This window comes from Pisciglobus halotolerans, from assembly GCF_900113675.1.
GTDB classification, from domain to species: Bacteria; Bacillota; Bacilli; order Lactobacillales; family Carnobacteriaceae; genus Pisciglobus; species Pisciglobus halotolerans.
In genome coordinates this window covers 44970-64989 of sequence record NZ_FOQE01000011.1, presented here as the reverse complement: position 1 = coordinate 64989, position 20020 = coordinate 44970, and the positions used below count along the sequence as shown (strand labels likewise).

Genomic DNA, 20020 nt, shown 5'->3' with positions numbered 1-20020 from the left:
GGACAGCTCCTTCTTGGTGGGTTTGGGTTAACATCATCATAACATAAGGAGCTGTTCCTTTTTTTGTGTTTTCCAACAATAATTTTACACTAACGGTTTTCTTTTAGATTTTAAGTTGGTGATCAAGGAAAAAAACAGTATACTATTGATGAAAAGCATTTTTTAAGAGGAGTTTAAAATATGAGTGAAAAACAAAAAGTCCATTTGTATATTATTTCTGATTCAGTAGGTGGAACAGCTAGCACGATTGGCCGTGCAACCATGGCTCAATTTCCAGAGGTGGAATTTCAATTATCCGCTTATCCTTTTGTAAGAGACAAAAATAAGCTTTTAAAGATCTTAAAACACGCAGCAAATGATGATGCTATCGTCGTTCATACTTTGGTCACATCTGAACTGCAAGAAGTTGCTCAAGCTTTTTGCCAAGAGCAAAATATTTTTTGTCTCGATCCTCTCCATCCTATTATCTGTGAAGTCGAGCAAAGAACGTCTTCAGAGCATCTTCAAAAGCCTGGAGCTCAGCACCAGCTTGACCAAAAATATTTTGACCGGATCGAAGCAATCGAGTTTGCAGTTAAGTATGACGATGGACTTGATCCTCGAGGCTTTTTAGAGGCAGACATCGTTATTTTAGGGATTTCTCGTACTTCTAAAACACCGCTGAGTATGTTTCTAGCGAATCAAAACTATAAAGTCGCCAACTTGCCCATCATTCCTGAATCACACATTCCTGAACAACTTTGGCAAGTCGACCCTAAAAAAATCGTTGGTCTGACAAATGACGTGCAATTAATCAATGAAATTCGTCGTGAAAGAATGATTCAATATGGCATGAGCCCAGAAACCCCTTATTCTAATATTGGACGCATTGAAGAAGAATTAGCATTTTCAAATGATTTATATGAAAAGCTGGGTTGCTTAGTTATCAATGTTTCTAAAAAATCAATTGAAGAAACTGCAGCTATCATTGTCAATACATTAAACTTAAAATGAAACCAAAAAAGATGAAAAAAAACTGAGATATTCTAGGTATCTCAGTTTTTTGGTTCTTCTTCTTTTAACGTTGGTAAAGAAATTTCCTCCGGTCGATGGGCTACTGAAATTTCTAGAAATAGGATTCTAACGAGTTTAGTATTAAAAAAATTGATATTTTACAGACCAACGTTAAATGTTGTAGAACTAGTTTTTTCATCTCATTCATCAAAGTGATTCAGCTCAGTTGTTTCATTTTTAAAATCCTCTACTAGAACCGCCGCCGCCAGAGCTTCCGCCGCCGCCGAAACTTCCACCGCCAAAGCCGCCTGATCCACCCGAGCCGCCGCCAGGGAATCCGCCATAGAAAGGTCCACCATAGAATCTTCTTCCGCCGCGACCACCACGACCACCGCCGCCAAAAAAGGTAAAGATAAGAATCACCATGATGATCACAAAAATGTCTGGAATATCGTTGCCATTATCTTCACTGACAGCTGGTATTTCGTGGCCTGAAAAAATCTGATCGTCGTCATACTGATACTCTTGATTCACCTTTACAGCTGTTTCTTTAAAAATATTCGCTAACGCTTCGTCAAACTGATCATTTCTAAGCAAATCGATCTGATGATCCAATATAGCTCCTGTTCCACTATCTGTTAAAGCTCCTTCAAGTCCATAACCGACCTCGAAACGAATCTGGCGTTCTTCAACTGCTAGTAAAATGAGTACGCCGTTATCATATTCCTGATTCCCAATCTGCCATTTTTTGAATAAGTCAGCAGTGTAATCTTCAACTGTGTAGCCGTTTAAGCTCTGTACAACAGCCACAACAATCTGCGGTTTTTCTGCTGTCTCTTCATAATTCAAGTTGATATCCCTAATGAGTTTCTTTGTCTCGCTTGAAAGAATATTTGGTTCATCATAAACATAAAATTCTGTAGAGGGACTGGGTAAATTTTTGTCATTTGCTGATGCAGTTATCTCAAAAAAAGGAGAAACAAAGAGCAGAAAAAAACTGATAAAAGCGAAAGAAAGCTGATGTTTACTTAACTTTTTCATCTCTTTTCCTCCTCATTTGCATCTATTAGTCTGTTTCATCATTGCCAAAGTCAACAACAGGCGCTTGGTCTGCACCTTCTACAGCTTCAAAATAAGGAACTGGATCGTAACCGAACAGTCCTGCTACCAGTGAACCTGGGAAACGTTTAACTTTATTGTTGTATTGTTGTACTGTTTCATTGAATCGTCTTCTTTCTTGAGAAATACGGTTCTCGGTGCCTGACAATTCATCCATCAGTGCGGTTACATTGCTATTTGATTTAAGATCAGGATAATTCTCTACAACGACTAACAAACGAGAAAGGGCTGAACTCATATCATTGTTTGCATCCACTTCTTCTTCCAACCCATTCGCTTGATTCAACTTAGCACGTGCATCAGCAATATCTCCAAAAACTTCCTGTTCTTGACTCATAGCTCCTTTTACAGCATTCACCAAGTTAGGAATCAAATCATTTCGACGTTGCAGCTGGTTTTCGACTTGTGCCCATTGCGTTTCTACATTGCTGCGCTCTGTTACGAGTGAGTTATAAAAACTGATTAATGGAGCAGCTAAAATCAAGACGGCCGCAACGACGCCAATTAATATTTTTGTACCTTTTTTCATCATCTTTTCTTCCTTTCTATTTGTCTATCCGCCATTCCAATCATGCATTTCTGCCTATGTGATTAGTGTGCAGCATTCGCATTCAATTGACTTTCGACTTTATTGATTAATTCAGCATCAAAAGATTGTTCTTTAAACATATTGATTTCATATCCATATGGTGCTTTTTTGCTTTTCTTATCTGTTCCGATATAAGGCGTTTCTAAAATCTTTGGCTTATCAACCAATTGAGGATGATGAACGATTCGGTTTAACGTTTCAAAACCGATTGTTCCAAATCCAATGTTGGCATGTCGGTCTTTGTGGCTGCCCATTGGATTTTTCGAGTCATTGACATGAACGACTTTCAAGCGATCTAACCCGATAATGTGGTCAAATTCGTTTAGTACACCATCAAAGTCTTCTCTGACAGCATAACCAGCATCATTGGTGTGGCAAGTATCAAGTGTGATCGACAATTTTTCATTTAGGGTCACACCATCAATGATTTTTGCCAATTCATCAAAGGAACGTCCAACTTCTGTTCCTTTCCCTGCCATTGTTTCTAAAGCAAGTTGTGCCTTTTGATCTTTATGCAGCACTTCGTTCAACCCTTTAATGATTTGAGCAATCCCTGCATCTGCCCCAGCTCCAACGTGTGCCCCTGGATGGAGCGTGATTTGTCTGGCGCCTAATGCTTCTGCACGTAGAATCTCCTCTCTCAAAAACTCAATGGCAAAGCCGAAATTTTCTGTCTTGATCGTATTTCCTAAATTGATGATATAGGGTGCATGAACGACAATATTAGATAAGCCGTTTTCTTTCATAAATGCTTCTCCAGCGGGAATATTCATTTCTTCTACTGGTTTTCGGCGCGTATTTTGAGGTGCACCTGTATAAATCATAAATGTTGTTGAACCATAGCTTGCTGCTTCTTCAGCCGCCCCCAGCAACATCTTTTTTCCTTTCATAGAAACATGTGAGCCAATTAAAACCATATGATATCTCCTATCTTGTATAAACTATCTTCTCGTGTTTATTGTAGCGAAATTTGTTCCAAAGAACAATCACTTTCATCTTCTTCCAGGCTTCAATACCGTTCAAAAAACGGTTGCAGCCCTTACCTTTATTGATCAGCATCTCCTTTTTGTAAGTTTCTGTTAAATTTCATTTCAAATGAAACATTCTGCACATCAAGGCACTTATTTTTAAGCCATTAGCCAAAAGATTGGTATTGGAATAAAAGGTCCTACAATATTTAACGTTGGTCATTAAAAGATCATTTTTTTAATGCTAAATCCGTTAGAATCCTATTTAATAGCTGCTAAATAATAGACCTTGCAGTTATTTTCGCTTTTTCAGTCCTGAGACGTGAAGGGAACCAGACAAACTTGAGGAGCCTGTAGTCTCCTCAAGCTTGACCTTAAAGCCTTTGTAAGCATTCGTTTCGAATGCAACAAAGGCTAATTCATTCTCAGTCTTGCTTGGTTCCTATCACGTTAGGACTGCATCACTTCAAAACTGCAAGGTTTTTGTACAAATCGCTCTAAAAGCTTGAAGGTACTACCAAATAAAGTAGCTGAAAACATTGAGAGTAGTACATTTTTTCTTTGTTCAACAAGCATTATTTATCGAACTTTCAGTAGTCCTATCGATCGGAGGAGATTTCTTTACCAATGTTAGAAGAGGAAGAACTGAATAAAAATACAGTCGACTATATTGAAACCATAGTCGACTGCAAATAAATCTAATAGAAGGTTATTCATCTTCTTCAATTTCAGTTGTACGAATAGATAATTCTTCCAATTGTTTTTGGCTAACCACACTAGGCGCTTCAGCCATCGGGTCGATTGCTCTTCCATTTTTAGGAAATGCAATAACTTCACGGATATTATCCTCGCCAGCCAACAGCATAACAAAACGGTCTAAGCCAATTGCGATGCCGCCATGAGGTGGGAAGCCATATTCTAGAGCATTTAGCAGAAAACCAAATTGTTCTTCTGCAGATTCTTTTGTGAATCCTAACACTTCAAACATTTTTTCTTGAATCTCGCGCTGGTGAATCCGCATAGAGCCGCCGCCAAGTTCATAACCATTCAATACAATATCATAAGCTTGAGCTAACACTTTTTCAGGTGCGTTCTCTAGTAATGCAAGGTCCTCTTCCCTTGGCATCGTGAATGGATGATGCATAGCTGTATATCTTTTTTCATCTTCATCATATTCAACGATTGGCCAATCTACAATCCATAAGAATGCGAAAACAGAAGGATCGATCAAATCCAGTTCCTTTCCTAATTTCACACGTAAGGCACCTAAAGATTCATGGACAACTTTTTCTTGATCAGCTACAAAAAGCAATAAGTCTCCAGCTTCAGCATTCATTGCCTTTATGAGATTTTCTGCACCTTCTTTAAAGAACTTAGCTATTGGACCTTTCAATCCATCTTCTTCGACTTTCATCCAAGCTAGTCCTTTTGCACCATAGATCCCCACGAACTCTCCTAAAGCATCGATGTCTTTACGGCTGTAATGTGTAGCTGCTCCTTTTGCGTTGATGGCTTTAACCATGCCACCATTTTCAATTGTACTTGTAAAAACCTTAAAACCTGCCTCTTTCACGCATTCATTGACATTGACCAGTTCCATAGCAAAACGAATATCTGGTTTATCGCTGCCATAGCGGTTCATAGCTTCTGCATAAGTCATACGAGGAAATGGTTTTTTTAACTCAATGCCTTTTGTATCTTTCAATACGTTAGCCAACATTTCTTCAGTAAAGTCTTGGATGTCTTTTGGTTCTAGGAAGCTCGTTTCAATATCAATTTGTGAAAATTCTGGTTGCCGGTCTCCACGTAAGTCTTCATCTCTAAAGCAGCGTACGATTTGATAATAGCGATCAAATCCCGCTCCCATCAATAGCTGTTTAAATAATTGAGGTGACTGTGGTAAAGCATAAAAATGTCCTGGATGAACACGAGAAGGAACCAAATAGTCACGAGCGCCTTCCGGAGTTGATTTTGTTAAATAAGGTGTTTCAATATCAATAAAATCTTGCTGGTCTAAATATTGGCGAACTGATTTTGTGATTTGATGACGCAATAAAATGTTTTTCGTCATTTCTGGACGTCTTAAATCCAAATAACGGTACTTCAAACGAAGATCATCGGCAACATTCAGGTCATCTTCAATATAGAAAGGAGGTGTTTTGGCTTTATTCAGCACGGTCACCTCAGATACTTCAATTTCTAATTCACCTGTGGCAATTTTTTTATTGGCCATGCCTTCGCTACGTTCAACAACTTTTCCGCGTACTTCGATCACATATTCATTGCGGATATTTTCTGCCGTTTCAAGTGCTTCTTTTGAGAAAACTGGATTGAAAACAACTTGAACGATTCCTTCACGATCACGTAGATCGATAAAAATCAAGTCTCCTAAATCTCTTCTTTTTTGTACCCATCCTTTTAATACTACTTCTTGCCCTAATAAAGCTTTAGAAACTTGTCCACAATAACTTGTTCTTTTGGCCATTTGTCTTCAACCTTCCTTTTTCTTTTTATTCATCTTTTTTGAAGAACTCATTGAATGCAGTCATATCCGAGATTTTTAAATTAAAAATACGTTCAAAATCATCTTCATAAAGATCCTGTAAAGAAACTTTTGATTCTTTTCCTGTTTTCATTACTTTGAAATTGATCTCTTTATTTTTCAGTTCTTCTTCACCGAGCGTTAGCACAACTTTTGCCTTTAATTTTGCAGCGGTCTTAAATTGCGCTTTTGGCTTGCGGTTCAAATAGTCACGTTCAGCAGAAAGACCAGATGAACGGATCGCTTGAACAATTTTTAAGGTTTCAAGATTGGTTTCTTCACCGATCCCAACTACATAAACATCCAACGTATCTTCTTCAGGAAACTCAATTTGCTGTGCTTCCAAGGTCAATAATAAACGTTCTACTCCTAACCCAAAACCAAATGCAGGTGTTTCAGGACCTCCAACTTCTTCGACCAAACCGTTGTAACGTCCTCCAGCACAAATGGTGGTGATCGAACCAAAAGCTTTTTCCTCTGTCATGATTTCAAATATGGTATCATTGTAGTAATCTAATCCTCTTACCATATTGCTGTCTATTGTGTAAGAAATGTGTAAAGCATCCAGCATCTCTTTTACTGTTTCAAAATGTTTGCGTGAACTTTCAGATAAATAATCCAAAATAGAAGGCGCATCTTTGATGATCGCTTGGTCTTTTTTATCTTTACTGTCCAATACACGCAAGGGATTTTTATACAAACGTGTTTGAGAATCTTCACTTAAGGCCTCAACTTGAGGTTCTAGGTAAGAAATCAAAGCTTCACGGTAAGCATTACGACTTTGAGTATCCCCTAGAGAATTGATCACAAGTGTCAAATTGGACAACCCTAATTCATTAAAGAAATCCATTGCTAATGCCATCGTTTCTACATCAGTAGCAGGATTAGAGCTGCCAAAAACTTCAACACCGATTTGATGAAATTCGCGCATTCTCCCGCCTTGCGGACGCTCATACCGAAACATCGGCTCTGCATAAAATACTTTAAACGGTTTTGTATGCTCTGGCCCATATAATTTATTTTCTACATATGCACGAACGATAGGAGCTGTGCCTTCAGGGCGCAGCGCCATATGACGTTCGCCTTTATCATAAAAGTCATACATTTCTTTCGAAACAATATCGCTTGTTTCTCCTACGCTGCGTGAAAATAAATCATAATTTTCAAATATTGGTGTACGAATTTCTTTGAATTGATAATCGCTAAAGACAACACGTGCAATTTCTTCTACATATTGCCATTTAGCAGAGTCAATCGGTAAAATATCAGCAGTGCCTTTTGGTCTTTGAAATGCCATTTTTAACTCTCCTCTGTTTTACTTTTAATAGCTGTTTCTATAAGGAAAGATGATATGCGTCAGAAATAAAAAAAGCGTCCTTATTCTTGCAAAAGAATAAGGACGAGTAGATTTCTACACGTGGTACCACCTTGTTTTGAAAGTTCTCACTTTCCTTAACGATTAACGCTCGATACGCAGTAACTTTTCATTACTGACCCTCCAGAATGTCATTCAATATGAATCAACGTAAAATTTCTTTCAGCCAAGGAAATTTTCTCTTCTATACGGAAACATACCTACTCTTTCTTTCACAGGGTACTTCTTTTAAATTAGTTCAAGGGTACAAGAAAGTCAAACAATTGTCAAGCAAAGGAAAAAAGGAAACCCTTTTCAAATTTTTCTTAATTTTGTTTGCTTTACGTTCTATTCCATTGTTATAATATCTTATAGTATTTTATTTATTACATATATCGGGTAATGAGAAAGTAGTGATCGGTTAATGGAGAAAACTTTGCGCTTTAAACGGCCAAAAAAAAGAATATTATTTATCATTCTCTTCTTGTTTATAGCATTGACTGCGTATGCCACAGTTGCGTTGGCCAATTCCAATACAGTCAAAGTGAATGCACGTGCTGTAAACGTTCGAACAGGTCCTGGACTCTCCTATTCAATCATGTCTCAAGTTGTTGAAGGAGAACAATTGAATGTACTGGAAGAAGAAAATGAGTGGTATAAAGTCCGTATCAGCGGAGACCATGTTGGATGGATCGCGAGTTGGCTAGTAGATAACACTGAGATCAGTGCAGCTACTAATCAAATTGGAACGATTACAGGAAAGAAAGTTAACGTGCGCAGCGAAAACAGCACATCCTCATCTATTATTGGTTCTGTTGAAAAAGGTACCCAACTAACTGTTCTATTTCAACAAGGCGGTTGGACTCAAGTACAGTACCTAAATCAAGTCGCTTGGGTCAGTTCAGACTATATCAAAGTAACAGCGCAAGGGAAAAAAGAAAAAGCTGCAACTACTGTAGCAACTGAAAAAAACGCAGCAGCACCTATTCAGACTATCACGATCCGGTCGTCTGGTACGAATATTCGTCAAAAACCTTCTTTAGAAGGTGAAGTTATACAAAAAGCTGATAAAGGCGAGAGCTTCTCCTATCTAGGTACAGAAGGTGATTGGTATAAAATCAAATTATCCAATGGTTCTAAAGGTTATGTTGCCAACTGGGTAGTAGACCTTTCAGCAAACAAGAAAGCTGCACCGACTGCTAGGGTCAATTCTCTCTCAGAAGCTACGATCGTGATTGACGCTGGTCATGGTGGAAAAGACCCTGGTGCTTCAGCTCCTAATTTCTACGAAAAAGAAGCTACGTTGAAAACAGCGCGAGCGCTAGCTGATCGTTTGAGATCGGCAGGTTCAAATGTCATTCTAACCCGTTCAGATGATACCTTTATTTCTTTGAATGACCGCGTGTATAAAGCCCATCAAGCAAAAGCTGATGTCTTTATTAGTCTTCACTACGATTCTACAGAGAAAAGAAATGAAATCAGCGGAACGACTTCTTATTACTACCATGAAAAAGACACTGAATTGGCTAAAACCGTTAATCGCTACTTAAAACAAAACGTACCATTGTCTAATAATGGGGTTCGAAAAGGCAATTACTTCGTACTGCGTGAAAATTCTCGACCAGCGATCTTATTAGAACTTGGTTATTTGAATAATGACACGGACAGCCAAGTAGTCAACAGCAAGAATTATCGCTCTCATGTAGTTGAAAGTGTTTATCAGGCTTTGAACCAGTACTTTACACCTTAATCTTGAAAATCAATTTTACCAAAAAATAAAAATCATCAAAAAAGCAGGAAAGAACTTTGAAACTTGAGTTCTTTCCTGTTTTTGATTTAAAAAGATAGATTCTTCCTCTTCTAATATTTGAAAGACATGTGAGGATGGAGCTCTTGTATCTATTATTTTTTTTCCGACATCGCCCATCACATCTAATGGTTAATTTTTGCTTCTGATATAGTAGCTTAGGAATGATATTTATTTGTTTTTACTGTCTATAACGATCGTTACTGGACCGTCGTTGGTAAGGGTTACTTGCATATCTGCACCGAAAATACCTGTTTCTACTTTTAATCCTTCTTGACGTAATCCTTGGTTGAAAGATTCGTAAAGAGGAATAGATTGTTCCGGTCTAGCAGCTTGGGTGAAACTTGGACGATTTCCTTTCTTTGTATCTGCTAAAAGGGTGAACTGTGAAATAGATAGGATCTCTCCTTCTGTTTCTTTAATGGATAGATTCATTTTTCCAGCTTGATCTTCAAAAATACGTAATTTGCTGATTTTTTTTACTAAGTAATCTACATCTTCTTGAGTATCTTCAGTTGAGATCCCTACGAGCAAAACAAAACCATGAGAGATGTGTCCTACTGTTTTCCCTTCTACTGTTACCTTAGCATCTTTAGTTCTTTGTATGACGATTTTCACTCATTTATCTCCCTTTCTTCTAAATATTTTAACTTAAAAACAGCCTTTTTATAGAAAGCAGACCAAAAAGCACTGAGTTGGCTGTTTTCGACAAAAAGGCTGTTCTTCATGCGCAAAATATAAATCATCCGATTTTAAAAGTATCCTTTTGTTGATCCACATTTTTGATTTGCAACAACATCGGATCTGATGACAATGCAAAGCTGTTGATTGTCCATTTGATTTGTTTTTTGTCTTTCTTGCTTTTTCGGTTATGAAGTGATGCGCCGTACGGAATAAACGTCAGGAATCGATTTTATTTTATCTGCCATTTTTTCTAATTGATGAAGATTTTGAATGCCGATCGTCAATGTGATCACAACCATTTTGTTGTTGTCGACTTTTCCATTTACATTATTCAAATTTTTAGAATGGGCATTAACAACTTGCAAGATCTCATTCAGCAAACCAGAACGGTTAAAGCCTTCCACTTGAAGTTCAGCATCATATTCTTGTCCTTCAAGCGTCGTATCTTCCCATTCCACTTCGATCAAGCGATTATTGTCAGCTGCTGTTTCTGTGACGTTGGGACAATCTTTTCGATGAATGGAAACACCTCGCCCCTTCGTAATATATCCCACGATTTCATCTCCTGGGACTGGATTACAACAACGACTTAAGCGAATCAATAAATTATCTATCCCCTGAATAACGATTCCGCCTTCATGTTTGATTTTCATTTTTTCAGGTTCAGATTTTTTAGCTTTTAATTCAATTTGTTCGATTTCTTTTTGTTTTTCTTCGTTTTTACGTTCACGCCGTTCTTTCTCTGTCAAACGATTCGCCACGACTAAAGCAGTTAGTTCACCATATCCGACAGCTGCAAAGAGATCATCTTCATCACTAAAATTAAATCTTTCCAAAAGTTGTTTGATACTGCTTTTTGTTAAAAATTCTTTTGGTAAAAATTGCATTTCTTGGAGCTGCTTTTCGACCATTGAACGTCCTTTTTCAATATTCTTTTCTCTATCTTGAAGTTTAAAAAAACGTTTGATCTTATTGCGTGCCTTACTGGTCGAAACGAAATTCAACCAATCTTTACTTGGACCATATGAATTTGTTGAGGTTAAAATTTCAATAATGTCGCCCGTTTTTAGCTTATAACTCAAAGGAACGATTTTGCCATTTATTTTGGCACCAACGGTCTTATTGCCGATTTCTGTATGAATATGGTAAGCAAAATCTAGAGGTCCTGATCCAGAAGGCAGTTCACTTACATCTCCTTTTGGTGTAAAAACATATACTTTATCTCTAAAGATATCTTCTTTTACGCTTTCCATAAAGTCACTAGCATTACTGGATTCATCTTGTAATTCAATAATGTCTTTAAACCAAGATAACTTGTTTCCCATATTGCCATCTTCAACTTTTTTCGTAATGCCTTCTTTATAAGCCCAATGTGCCGCTACCCCATATTCTGCTACTTGGTGCATCTCTTTTGTTCTGATTTGAACTTCAAGCGGACTTCCTTTAGGACCTATAACAGTTGTATGCAAGGACTGATACATGTTAGCTTTTGGCATGGCAATATAGTCTTTGAAACGGCCAGGCATCGGTTTCCATTTGGTATGGATCGCTCCAAGTACAGCATAACAATCTCTAATAGAATCCACGATCACTCTGATAGCAAGCAGATCGTAAATCTCATTAAACTGTTTCTTTTGGTCTTTCATTTTGCGATAAACAGAATAGATATGTTTAGGTCTGCCTGTAATTTCTGCTTTGACGTTCAATTCATCAACAGAATCTTGGATTTCATCGATGGCTTTTAAAATATACGCTTCTCGTTGTTCGCGCTTGGAATTCATCAAATGGACAATACGATAATACTGTTGTGGGTTTAAATAACGCAAAGAAGTATCTTCAAGCTCCCATTTGATTCTGCTGATCCCTAAACGATCGGCTAAAGGCGCATATATCTCTAGTGTTTCATTTGCGATCCTACGTTGTTTATCTGGTCTATGGAACTTTAAGGTCCGCAAGTTGTGCAATCGATCTGCCAACTTGACCATGATAACACGCAAGTCATTAGCCATCGCCAAAAGCATTTTGCGGTGATTCTCTGCTTGCTGTTCTTCATGAGACTTGAATTGGATCTTCCCTAATTTTGTAACCCCGTCAACAAGTTCAGCAACTTCTTGCGTAAATTCTTCTGCAATATCTTCAAATGTATAAGGCGTATCTTCAACAACATCATGCAAAAATCCCGTTGCAACAGTCACAGGATCCATTTTTAATTCAGCAAGAATGCCCGCAACTTGAATGGGATGAATAATATAGGGCTCCCCTGATTTTCGGAATTGCCCTTCATGCGCTTTAGCAGCAAAGTCACTTGCTTTCTTGACAAAAGCCACATGATTACTATTCATATACGTCAGACAAAGAGCGATAACCTCCTGCGCCGTATAGTTTTTATTTTTGGGCATTTTGCCACCTTCTTTTCTTAGAATAGTCATTGATCATTAAATGTGATATAAGGCAAGAATGAGAAAAAGGGTCTGGGGAACTTGTTCCAGACCTTCTCATTAGCCATGCTTAATTGAAAGTATTTAGGCTGTATCGTATTCGTTTGTTCATCCTCTTTTAAAGGAAAATGGTTAACGTTTATTATACCTTTTTGCAACAGATTGTTCAACTTGTTTAAGCAAGAAAATCTTGTCCGTTAATTGCTGAAAAACTTTTTTTGCTCTTATGTTGGCAATGTTTTCTATTTTTTTACTTTTTTTAAATGAGTGAAGATAGTCGCAGGGCAAGCATTTTGCACCAGCTTATCCCACCAACATAAAAAAGTTCTGCTATAAACGTTATAGTGAATCGAAAATCAATTATTTTTCTAGTAAGGCAACGCCGTTTGAGGTACCTAACCGAGTTGCTCCTGCTTGGATCATATCTATTGCATCTTGACGTGTCCGTACACCGCCGCTTGCCTTTACACCCATCTCTGGTCCAACAGCACTGCGCATCAATTTGATATCTTCAACGGTAGCACCGCCAGTAGAAAAACCGGTAGATGTTTTAACAAAATCTGCTCCAGCTTTTTTTGCAACTTCACAAGCAAGCACTTTTTCTTCATCGGTTAAAAGACTTGTCTCAATGATGACTTTTGTTAATGCTTTACCTTTTGCTGCATTTACGACACTATGAATATCACGTTCGATCAATTCTGTATCACGATCTTTCACAGCACCGATATTGATGACCATATCTATCTCATCCGCTCCATCGCGGATAGCGTCGGCAGCTTCAAAAGCTTTCACTTCAGAAGTAGATGCGCCTAAAGGAAAACCAATTACTGTACAAATTTTTACATCTGAATGATTTAAATAAGCAGCTGCTTTTTTTACCCATGTTGGATTGATACAAACCGACATAAAATGATGAGCTGCAGCTTGTTCGCATAAAACTTTTATTTGTTCTTCCGTTGCATCTGCTTTCAATAAAGTGTGATCGATCATTTTATTTAATTGTTCCATTTTTTTTAACCTTCTTCCCATTTTTTTTGTTCGCTTTTATTATAACGTATCTTTTTTAGGAAACAAACCAGTATTCAACTATCTAATTCAAATTCATAGGAAATAGCAGACAAAACATAAAGTGGTGCTGTTTCTGTTCTCAATATCCTTGGACCTAAAGCGCATGGCAAAAAGCCGTTTTCAGTAAGTTGATCGATCTCAATCTTCGATAAACCGCCTTCTGGGCCAAATAAAACCAATAAAGTATCTCCTGGTTCCAACTTTTTCAATGTTCTCAGCAGGTTTCCTTTTTCACCGTTCTTCGCACTTTCTTCATAAGCGACTAGGCAAGCATCATAGTGCTTACTAGCCTCAAGCAGTTGGTCAAATGTGTGTAACGAACAGACTTCCGGAACAGATACGCGATGAGATTGTTCAGCAGCTTCTTGTGCAATTTTATTTAATCGTTCAATTTTTTTGAGAGACTTTTTTCCATTCCATTTCGCAATAGAAAACTCTCCTTCAAATGGAATAAAACGTGCAGCCCCTAACTCAGTCCCTTTTTGCACGATCCATTCAAGCTTGTCCCCTTTAGGCAGACCACTGGCAATCGTTACAGAAAGCGGCAGTTCTTTTTCTTTTTGTTCATCCTCTATCCATTTCAGCGAAAGCTGTTCTTCACCGATTTCAGTGATTTCTGCAACAAAGGATGTTTGGTTAGGGAAAACAAGATATACTTTTTCTCCTACTTTCATCCGCATGACTCGTATCATATGATGATATTGTTCACCTGCCATCAGAATTGGACTTTCACGATAATCCGCTACTGTTTCGTCAAGAAAATAACGCTGCACGGCTAGTCCTCCTCCGGCTTTTGCGCCACAATAGCAAACCAATCTTTCATCTGTAAAATTTGAAGAATTTCAAAGCCTTGTTGGTTCAAAGCTTGTTGAACACGATCTTTTTTAGATTCGATAATTCCTGAAGTAATAAAGTAACCATTCGTTTTCACTAAACGCCAAGCATCAGGGATCAACGGAAGAATAATTTCGGCAAGGATATTGGCTACGATAAGATCTGCTTCTGTCGAGATCCCTTTTAACAAGTCATTGGCAGCAACATGGACATCCTGTGCGTAAACGTTTAGCTTAACGTTTTCCTTTGCTGATCGAACAGCCACCTCGTCTAAATCAAAAGCATAAACTTCTCCAGCTCCCAAAGCTTTGCTGGCAATACTAAGGACTCCTGATCCTGTACCGACATCTAAAATTGTATCATTTTCTCGAATATAAGTTTCTAATGCTTGCATGGATAAACGAGTTGTTGGATGTGTTCCAGTTCCAAATGCTAACCCTGGGTCAAGACGAATCACTTTTTCGCCTTCTATCATTGGTTCATACGTTTCCCATTGAGGAGCTACAGTTAGGAAACGTGTAATGTGTTGAGGATGATAATATTTTTTCCAAGCTGTTGCCCAATTTTCTTCTTCAACCTCGTTCACTTGGATTTCATTTGGCTCGATCGACAAACCGACATACTGCAGATCATTGATGCGATGTTTGATCTCTGGCAGCAATTCATTTAAAAAGAGTGTTTCGGGATAATAGGCTTTTACGCGCACACCTTTTTCTACATCCGCTTCATTGACGACTTTGATTTCGCCAAAGCCATCATCTGGCAAGTTGAGAAAGTCTTGAATATTCTCAATGGCCACTCCTCCTGATCCCATTTCAATTAAAATATTCGAAACAGCTTCAACAGCTTCATTCGTTGTATGGACGCTCACTTCATTCCACTTCATTTTTTTACTCCTTATGTTGTACTAATATTTTGGATAAGGTACACGTTGTTTATTATATCGATCGATACTTTTCAATGTATTGATCGTGTTTTCAAGATTTGTTTCATTCCATACCAGTTCAAACGTTTCTATGGCTGGGTCTTTAACAAATTCAATAAGATTGCTCTGTCCTTCTTGTGCGGTAATACGCAGTACTTTGATAACAGCATCTAATAATCCTTTTTCGATTCCTGCTTTTGAATCAAATGGAATCGTCTTTAAGTAATCATCTGGTAAAATCTTTGATTTATGCGGATCATAAAAACAAATACTATCTTCAAATTGAATCAGATGAGGTTCATTCACTGTCCCATCTACATCACTTGTCACAAGTTCTCCATGTGCTTCTGCATATAAAACAACCGCTACTTCAATCAAATGCTGCCGCTGCTGCCAGTTCACATGCCATTCAAAGCCAAATAATTGTTCTTCTAAAATGTTTTCAAGATACGTAATGATCGTTTCTTTCGTCATGTTATTCCCTCATTTCAGTTTTTATAGGAAAGGATCATATCCAGCCAGAATTAGATACTGCTTTCTTTTTTGCTTTCGTAGTATAGGGATTGCCTTCAACAATATAGCGAAGCGGCTCCTCCGTCCATTTTCCTTTATTAGGAATGCCGATCCTCGGTGTCGATAAGATTTTTTTAGGCATTTTTCGCTCTTTCGATGATAAATATAAAGGCGATGCGCCAATAGATGTACCGTTGTCTTCTTTGTTGATATTCATTGCTTTAGTCAACTTGCCGGGTCCGTTTGTCAGTTCAACTCCAAAACGCCCTCTTCTTTCCTCCATTAATGAAATCCCTTGAAAAGGTTCTATAGCACGAACTAAGACTCCTTGAGGATTATCGGGTTCTTTTGTAATAATATTCAACATATGATGCGTGTGCATCGTGTAGATATATATCGTTCCAGCTGATTGATACATTGGCACTAAACGCGGTGTTCTACGCAGCCCGTAGCTATGAGCTGCTTTATCTATTTCACCTAAGTAGGCTTCTGTCTCAACAATAAAGCCAGAAGTCAAACCTTCTTCCGTTTCTTTGATCAGTAAGCAACCGAGTAGTTGTTGTGCGACATCTTGTGTAGTTAAACTGGTATCAAACCAAAAGTTCATCTTTATTCACTCAATTCTATTCTGTATTCCTTTTTCCAGTATACAATATTTTATCAAAATAAACAGAAAAAAACTTCTAAAAACAAGGAATGGGACCTGTTTCTAGAAGTTTGAATCATTTCTAACTTATTCAAAAGCATTTTGATCAAAAATATGACCTGCAACAAACTTTAACCGTCTAAAGAAATAACGAAGACAAAAACGCTTCTTCAGAAATAGCCTCTTTTGCCACTCGGTTAAAAAAGAATTTCCTTTTCATTCGCTTCAATTTCAAAAGAACGAACAAAATCATCTATCAAAAGATCGTCCTCTTGTTCTTCTTCGGTGCACTCGATCAAAACTTCATGGATTCTGTGAAAGCCTAGTTTCAAGACTGTTATTTTGAGCTGATGGTAAAAGAAAGAATCTCCTTCAGCAGGCATTTTTCCCATAGCTTCGATCACAAAACCACTTACTGTATTTGAGGTAAACTCATCTTCTATATCAAATAAACGCAATACTTTATCAATATTGGCATGAGCAAGCACACGGTAAGTTTGATTATCTAGAGCAATCATTTCCTCTTCGATTTCATCATGCTCGTCCCATATCTCACCTACCAGCTCTTCCACGATGTCTTCAAGGGTAACGATCCCAGAAGTAATGCCATATTCATCCGTGATAACAGCCATATGTGTTTTCTTTTCTTGTAGCATTTTAAGCAGAACCGCTATTTTCATATTTGGCGGGGCTACTACAGTAGGTTTTAAAATAGAAGTCAGTGAAATATTTTTATTGTAAAGATAAGCCTTTTTCATAAACTGAATAAAATCTTTTTGATGAAGAACACCAACAACATGATCGATCGTATCATCATAGATCAATATACGCGAATAGCCATGCTCATAAAACAAGTCTTCGATTTCATCATGATCAGCCTGTAGTTCTGCTGCAATCACGTCTACACGAGGGGTCAAGATATCATTCGCTTCAAGATCTTTAAAGTGGATTGCAGACTGGATCAGCTGATATTCCTGATCTGATAAGTCACTTTCAACTCTAATGCTGTCTAGTAAAGACAAGATTTCGTTATCCTGATCGATATCACTTGAAGATAAGTTCATGATTTGTAAACTTTTTTCTTTTAAGCGGTTGATTGGTTTGCAGATCATGACAAGTAAATTCACCAACCATCTTGATCGACTAAACCATTTATTATAATTTGTTGTAGCCACCATTTTCAATAGTCCTTCAGCTGTCAGCCAATAAACCATCGCGCAGATAACTAAATAGAACCACAACAAAAAACCTTCTGCAAAACGTTCTAGAAAAATTGTTTGAAGACTCCCTAAAACAATCAACATTAACATCTTGATAAACGAAAGGCTCGCTAAGCGGTCTTCCGGTTTCTCAAATAGCTTTTTCTGCGCTTTTTTCTCCTCTTGCTCGCTTTTAGATGACCATCCATTTTTCAGAAGCTTTTCTGTAACAGTGATCCAAAGCACGGCAGCAACGGTTAAAATGATCCCAATGAGTAACCTAATACTGTCACCGTCCATTTATTGGTGTTCCCCCTTATCCAATTTTACTTTGTTATTTAGTTTGTGTTTTATTTTATCATTTGTTCTATGACTTAGAAAGTAAAACTCGACGTCTTCTTTTAGTCTTCGTCCAAGTTAAGCACGGACATGAAGGCTTCTTGAGGGATTTCTACAGAACCAACTTGCTTCATCCGTTTCTTCCCTGCTTTTTGTTTGTTCAGCAGTTTCTGACGTCTAGTTGGATCTCCTCCGTACAGTTTTGCAGTGACATCTTTTCTGAAAGCTTTGATTGTAGACCGAGCAACGATTTTATGTCCGATAGCTGCCTGAACAGGAATTTCGAACATTTGACGAGGAATAGTCGTTTTTAATTGTTCTACGATAGCTTTCCCGCGGTTATAAGCAAAATCTTTATGCACAATAAAGCTCAATGCATCTACTTTTTCGCCATTCAGTAAAATATCCATTTTTGACAATTTGCTTTCTCTATAGCCAATGATCTCATAATCCAATGAAGCATAACCTTTTGTACTAGACTTCAACTTATCAAAGAAATCAAAAACGATTTCAGATAAAGGAATTTCATAAATGACATTCACCCGATTATCGTCTAAGTACTCCATAGTTAAAAAGTTTCCGCGCTTTCTTTGGCAGATTTCCATTACTGCTCCTACGTAGTCATTCGGCACCATAATCGAAGCTTTAACATAAGGTTCTTCAATAGAAGAAATGAGTTCTGGTTCTGGCATTTCAGCTGGATTTGAGACTTCAATTTCATTACCATCTGTTAAATGAACATGGTAAATAACAGAAGGCGCTGTGGTGATCAAGTCTAAGTTGAATTCTCTTTCCAATCTTTCTTGGACGACATCCATATGCAGCATACCTAAAAAGCCGCAGCGGAAGCCAAAGCCTAAAGCTTGCGATGTTTCTGATTCAAATTGTAACGCTGCATCATTTAATTCAAGTTTTTCTAGTGCTTCTCTTAAGTCTCCAAAACGTGAAGAATCAGTTGGATACATTCCACAAAAAACCATCGGCGTCATCTTACGGTAACCTTTTAAAGGCTCTGAGGCTGGATTATCCGCTAAAGTGATCGTGTCTCCAACACGTGTGTCTTGAACTGTCTTGATGTTAGCCGTAACGTACCCAACATCGCCAACCATTAAAAAGTCTTTCTTGATCGGTTTAGGTGAAAAGACACCCACTTCAGATACTTCAAAGGTTTTGCCATTACTCATTAGTTGCATCGTATCGCCCGGTTTAAGTATGCCGTCCATGACACGAATATTTAGTACTACACCTCGATAAGCATCATAAGCGGAGTCAAAAATCATCGCTTTCAAAGGACGCTCAATGTCACCAGTTGGTGCAGGAACTTTTTCAACGATTTGTTCTAAAATCTCTTCTACACCGATACCTGACTTAGCACTGGCATAGACAGCTTCACTGGCATCGATACCAATGACATCTTCTATTTCACTCTGGACCCGTTTGGGATCAGCAGCCGGCAAATCGATCTTATTGATTACGGGCAGGATCTCTAAGTCGTTGTCTAATGCAAGATAAACATTCGCCATCGTCTGAGCTTCGATTCCCTGAGCAGCATCAACGACCAAGATTGCACCTTCACATGCTGCCAAGCTTCTAGAGACTTCATACGTAAAGTCAACATGTCCCGGGGTATCAATGAGATGAAAGGTGTACGTTTCGCCATCTTTTGCTGTATAGTGCAATTCTACTGCGTTCAGTTTAATCGTGATTCCGCGTTCTCGTTCTAAATCCATGGAATCTAATAATTGGTCTTGCATTTCGCGGTCTGCTATCGTATGTGTCATTTGAAGAATGCGGTCTGCTAATGTTGATTTCCCATGATCAATATGCGCAATAATTGAAAAATTCCGCGTTTTAGCTTGCTTCTCCATTAATTCTTCTTTATTTATCATTTAAATTCCTACCTTTATTCATGATCCTTGCGTATTCTAGTGAATTATAACAGCCTGAAGTGATAAAAACAATCATTCTCCTATATATTCTCGCACTCTCGTCTAGCTGGAAA

General features: G+C 38.0%; 16 protein-coding genes and 1 other annotated feature. Of the genes, 2 read left to right on the top strand and 14 right to left on the bottom strand.

All coding sequences use genetic code 11. From position 1 onward, the window contains the following. Positions 1–180: 180 nt before the first annotated feature. Positions 181–993 carry a pyruvate, water dikinase regulatory protein gene (locus BM057_RS05555; RefSeq protein ID WP_092092052.1) on the top strand — a complete coding sequence of 271 codons (813 nt, stop codon included), beginning with the start codon at positions 181–183 and terminating at the stop codon, positions 991–993. A 237-nt stretch (positions 994–1230) separates the two neighbouring features. Here BM057_RS05555 and BM057_RS05550 read toward each other — a convergent pair whose 3' ends face one another. From BM057_RS05550 to hisS, 5 genes are all read right to left on the bottom strand, one after another. Next, on the bottom strand, positions 1231–2034 hold the full coding sequence (locus BM057_RS05550; RefSeq protein WP_092092050.1) for a TPM domain-containing protein: 804 nt from the start codon (positions 2032–2034) through the stop codon (positions 1231–1233). A 25-nt stretch (positions 2035–2059) separates the two neighbouring features. Further along, positions 2060–2641, bottom strand: a complete 582-nt coding sequence (locus BM057_RS05545) for a LemA family protein (protein WP_092092048.1) — start codon at positions 2639–2641, stop codon at positions 2060–2062. Positions 2642–2703: 62 nt separating this feature from the next. Then, a complete protein-coding gene (locus tag BM057_RS05540; RefSeq protein ID WP_092092046.1) occupies positions 2704–3618 on the bottom strand; it encodes a deoxyribonuclease IV in 915 nt (304 codons plus the stop codon). A gap of 760 nt (positions 3619–4378) precedes the next feature. Then, entirely contained in the window at positions 4379–6154 is a 1776-nt protein-coding gene (aspS, locus tag BM057_RS05535) for an aspartate--tRNA ligase (RefSeq protein WP_092092044.1), read from the bottom strand. Positions 6155–6179: 25 nt separating this feature from the next. Next, the gene (gene hisS / locus BM057_RS05530; RefSeq protein ID WP_092092042.1) at positions 6180–7508 is read right to left on the bottom strand and encodes a histidine--tRNA ligase; all 1329 of its coding nucleotides are present in this window, start codon (positions 7506–7508) and stop codon (positions 6180–6182) included. A 95-nt stretch (positions 7509–7603) separates the two neighbouring features. Further along, positions 7604–7811, bottom strand: a binding site (T-box leader). A 178-nt stretch (positions 7812–7989) separates the two neighbouring features. Between hisS and BM057_RS05525 the strand changes: the two genes are divergently transcribed. Further along, positions 7990–9315, top strand: coding sequence for an N-acetylmuramoyl-L-alanine amidase family protein (locus BM057_RS05525; RefSeq protein WP_092092040.1), 1326 nt, complete (start codon positions 7990–7992; stop codon positions 9313–9315). 228 nt (positions 9316–9543) lie between these two features. On the opposite strand, the gene dtd is transcribed toward BM057_RS05525, so the two are convergent. The 9 genes from dtd to lepA form a co-directional block, all read right to left on the bottom strand. Then, entirely contained in the window at positions 9544–9990 is a 447-nt protein-coding gene (gene dtd, locus BM057_RS05520) for a D-aminoacyl-tRNA deacylase (RefSeq protein ID WP_092092037.1), read from the bottom strand. A gap of 251 nt (positions 9991–10241) precedes the next feature. Then, positions 10242–12455 (bottom strand): RelA/SpoT family protein, encoded by a 2214-nt coding sequence (locus tag BM057_RS05515; RefSeq protein WP_092092035.1) that lies wholly within the window; start codon positions 12453–12455, stop codon positions 10242–10244. Positions 12456–12854: 399 nt separating this feature from the next. After that, positions 12855–13502, bottom strand: coding sequence for a deoxyribose-phosphate aldolase (gene deoC, locus BM057_RS05510; protein ID WP_092092033.1), 648 nt, complete (start codon positions 13500–13502; stop codon positions 12855–12857). A 74-nt stretch (positions 13503–13576) separates the two neighbouring features. Next, positions 13577–14335, bottom strand: coding sequence for a 16S rRNA (uracil(1498)-N(3))-methyltransferase (locus BM057_RS05505; RefSeq protein ID WP_092092031.1), 759 nt, complete (start codon positions 14333–14335; stop codon positions 13577–13579). A 2-nt stretch (positions 14336–14337) separates the two neighbouring features. Beyond that, complete coding sequence (prmA, locus tag BM057_RS05500; protein ID WP_092092029.1) at positions 14338–15282, bottom strand: 50S ribosomal protein L11 methyltransferase; 945 nt, start codon at positions 15280–15282, stop codon at positions 14338–14340. A gap of 21 nt (positions 15283–15303) precedes the next feature. After that, entirely contained in the window at positions 15304–15795 is a 492-nt protein-coding gene (locus tag BM057_RS05495; protein ID WP_092092027.1) for a DUF3013 family protein, read from the bottom strand. Positions 15796–15829: 34 nt separating this feature from the next. Then, positions 15830–16441, bottom strand: a complete 612-nt coding sequence (locus tag BM057_RS05490) for a DNA-3-methyladenine glycosylase (protein WP_092092025.1) — start codon at positions 16439–16441, stop codon at positions 15830–15832. Positions 16442–16677: 236 nt separating this feature from the next. Further along, positions 16678–17979, bottom strand: a complete 1302-nt coding sequence (locus BM057_RS05485) for a hemolysin family protein (RefSeq protein ID WP_092092023.1) — start codon at positions 17977–17979, stop codon at positions 16678–16680. Positions 17980–18080: 101 nt separating this feature from the next. Beyond that, the gene (lepA, locus tag BM057_RS05480) at positions 18081–19907 is read right to left on the bottom strand and encodes a translation elongation factor 4 (RefSeq protein WP_425439020.1); all 1827 of its coding nucleotides are present in this window, start codon (positions 19905–19907) and stop codon (positions 18081–18083) included. Between the last annotated feature and the right edge of the window lie 113 nt (positions 19908–20020).

What these genes read in the sequence shown, in the direction of transcription:
- BM057_RS05555 (WP_092092052.1), top strand. Translation starts at nt 181, where the DNA reads ATGAGTGAAAAACAAAAAGTCCATTTGTATATTATTTCTGATTCAGTA.
- BM057_RS05550 (WP_092092050.1), bottom strand. Translation starts at nt 2,034, where the DNA reads ATGAAAAAGTTAAGTAAACATCAGCTTTCTTTCGCTTTTATCAGTTTT.
- BM057_RS05545 (WP_092092048.1), bottom strand. Translation starts at nt 2,641, where the DNA reads ATGAAAAAAGGTACAAAAATATTAATTGGCGTCGTTGCGGCCGTCTTG.
- BM057_RS05540 (WP_092092046.1), bottom strand. Translation starts at nt 3,618, where the DNA reads ATGGTTTTAATTGGCTCACATGTTTCTATGAAAGGAAAAAAGATGTTG.
- aspS (WP_092092044.1), bottom strand. Translation starts at nt 6,154, where the DNA reads ATGGCCAAAAGAACAAGTTATTGTGGACAAGTTTCTAAAGCTTTATTA.
- hisS (WP_092092042.1), bottom strand. Translation starts at nt 7,508, where the DNA reads ATGGCATTTCAAAGACCAAAAGGCACTGCTGATATTTTACCGATTGAC.
- BM057_RS05525 (WP_092092040.1), top strand. Translation starts at nt 7,990, where the DNA reads ATGGAGAAAACTTTGCGCTTTAAACGGCCAAAAAAAAGAATATTATTT.
- BM057_RS05515 (WP_092092035.1), bottom strand. Translation starts at nt 12,455, where the DNA reads ATGCCCAAAAATAAAAACTATACGGCGCAGGAGGTTATCGCTCTTTGT.
- deoC (WP_092092033.1), bottom strand. Translation starts at nt 13,502, where the DNA reads ATGGAACAATTAAATAAAATGATCGATCACACTTTATTGAAAGCAGAT.
- prmA (WP_092092029.1), bottom strand. Translation starts at nt 15,282, where the DNA reads ATGAAGTGGAATGAAGTGAGCGTCCATACAACGAATGAAGCTGTTGAA.
- BM057_RS05495 (WP_092092027.1), bottom strand. Translation starts at nt 15,795, where the DNA reads ATGACGAAAGAAACGATCATTACGTATCTTGAAAACATTTTAGAAGAA.
- BM057_RS05490 (WP_092092025.1), bottom strand. Translation starts at nt 16,441, where the DNA reads ATGAACTTTTGGTTTGATACCAGTTTAACTACACAAGATGTCGCACAA.
- BM057_RS05485 (WP_092092023.1), bottom strand. Translation starts at nt 17,979, where the DNA reads ATGGACGGTGACAGTATTAGGTTACTCATTGGGATCATTTTAACCGTT.
- lepA (WP_425439020.1), bottom strand. Translation starts at nt 19,907, where the DNA reads ATGATAAATAAAGAAGAATTAATGGAGAAGCAAGCTAAAACGCGGAAT.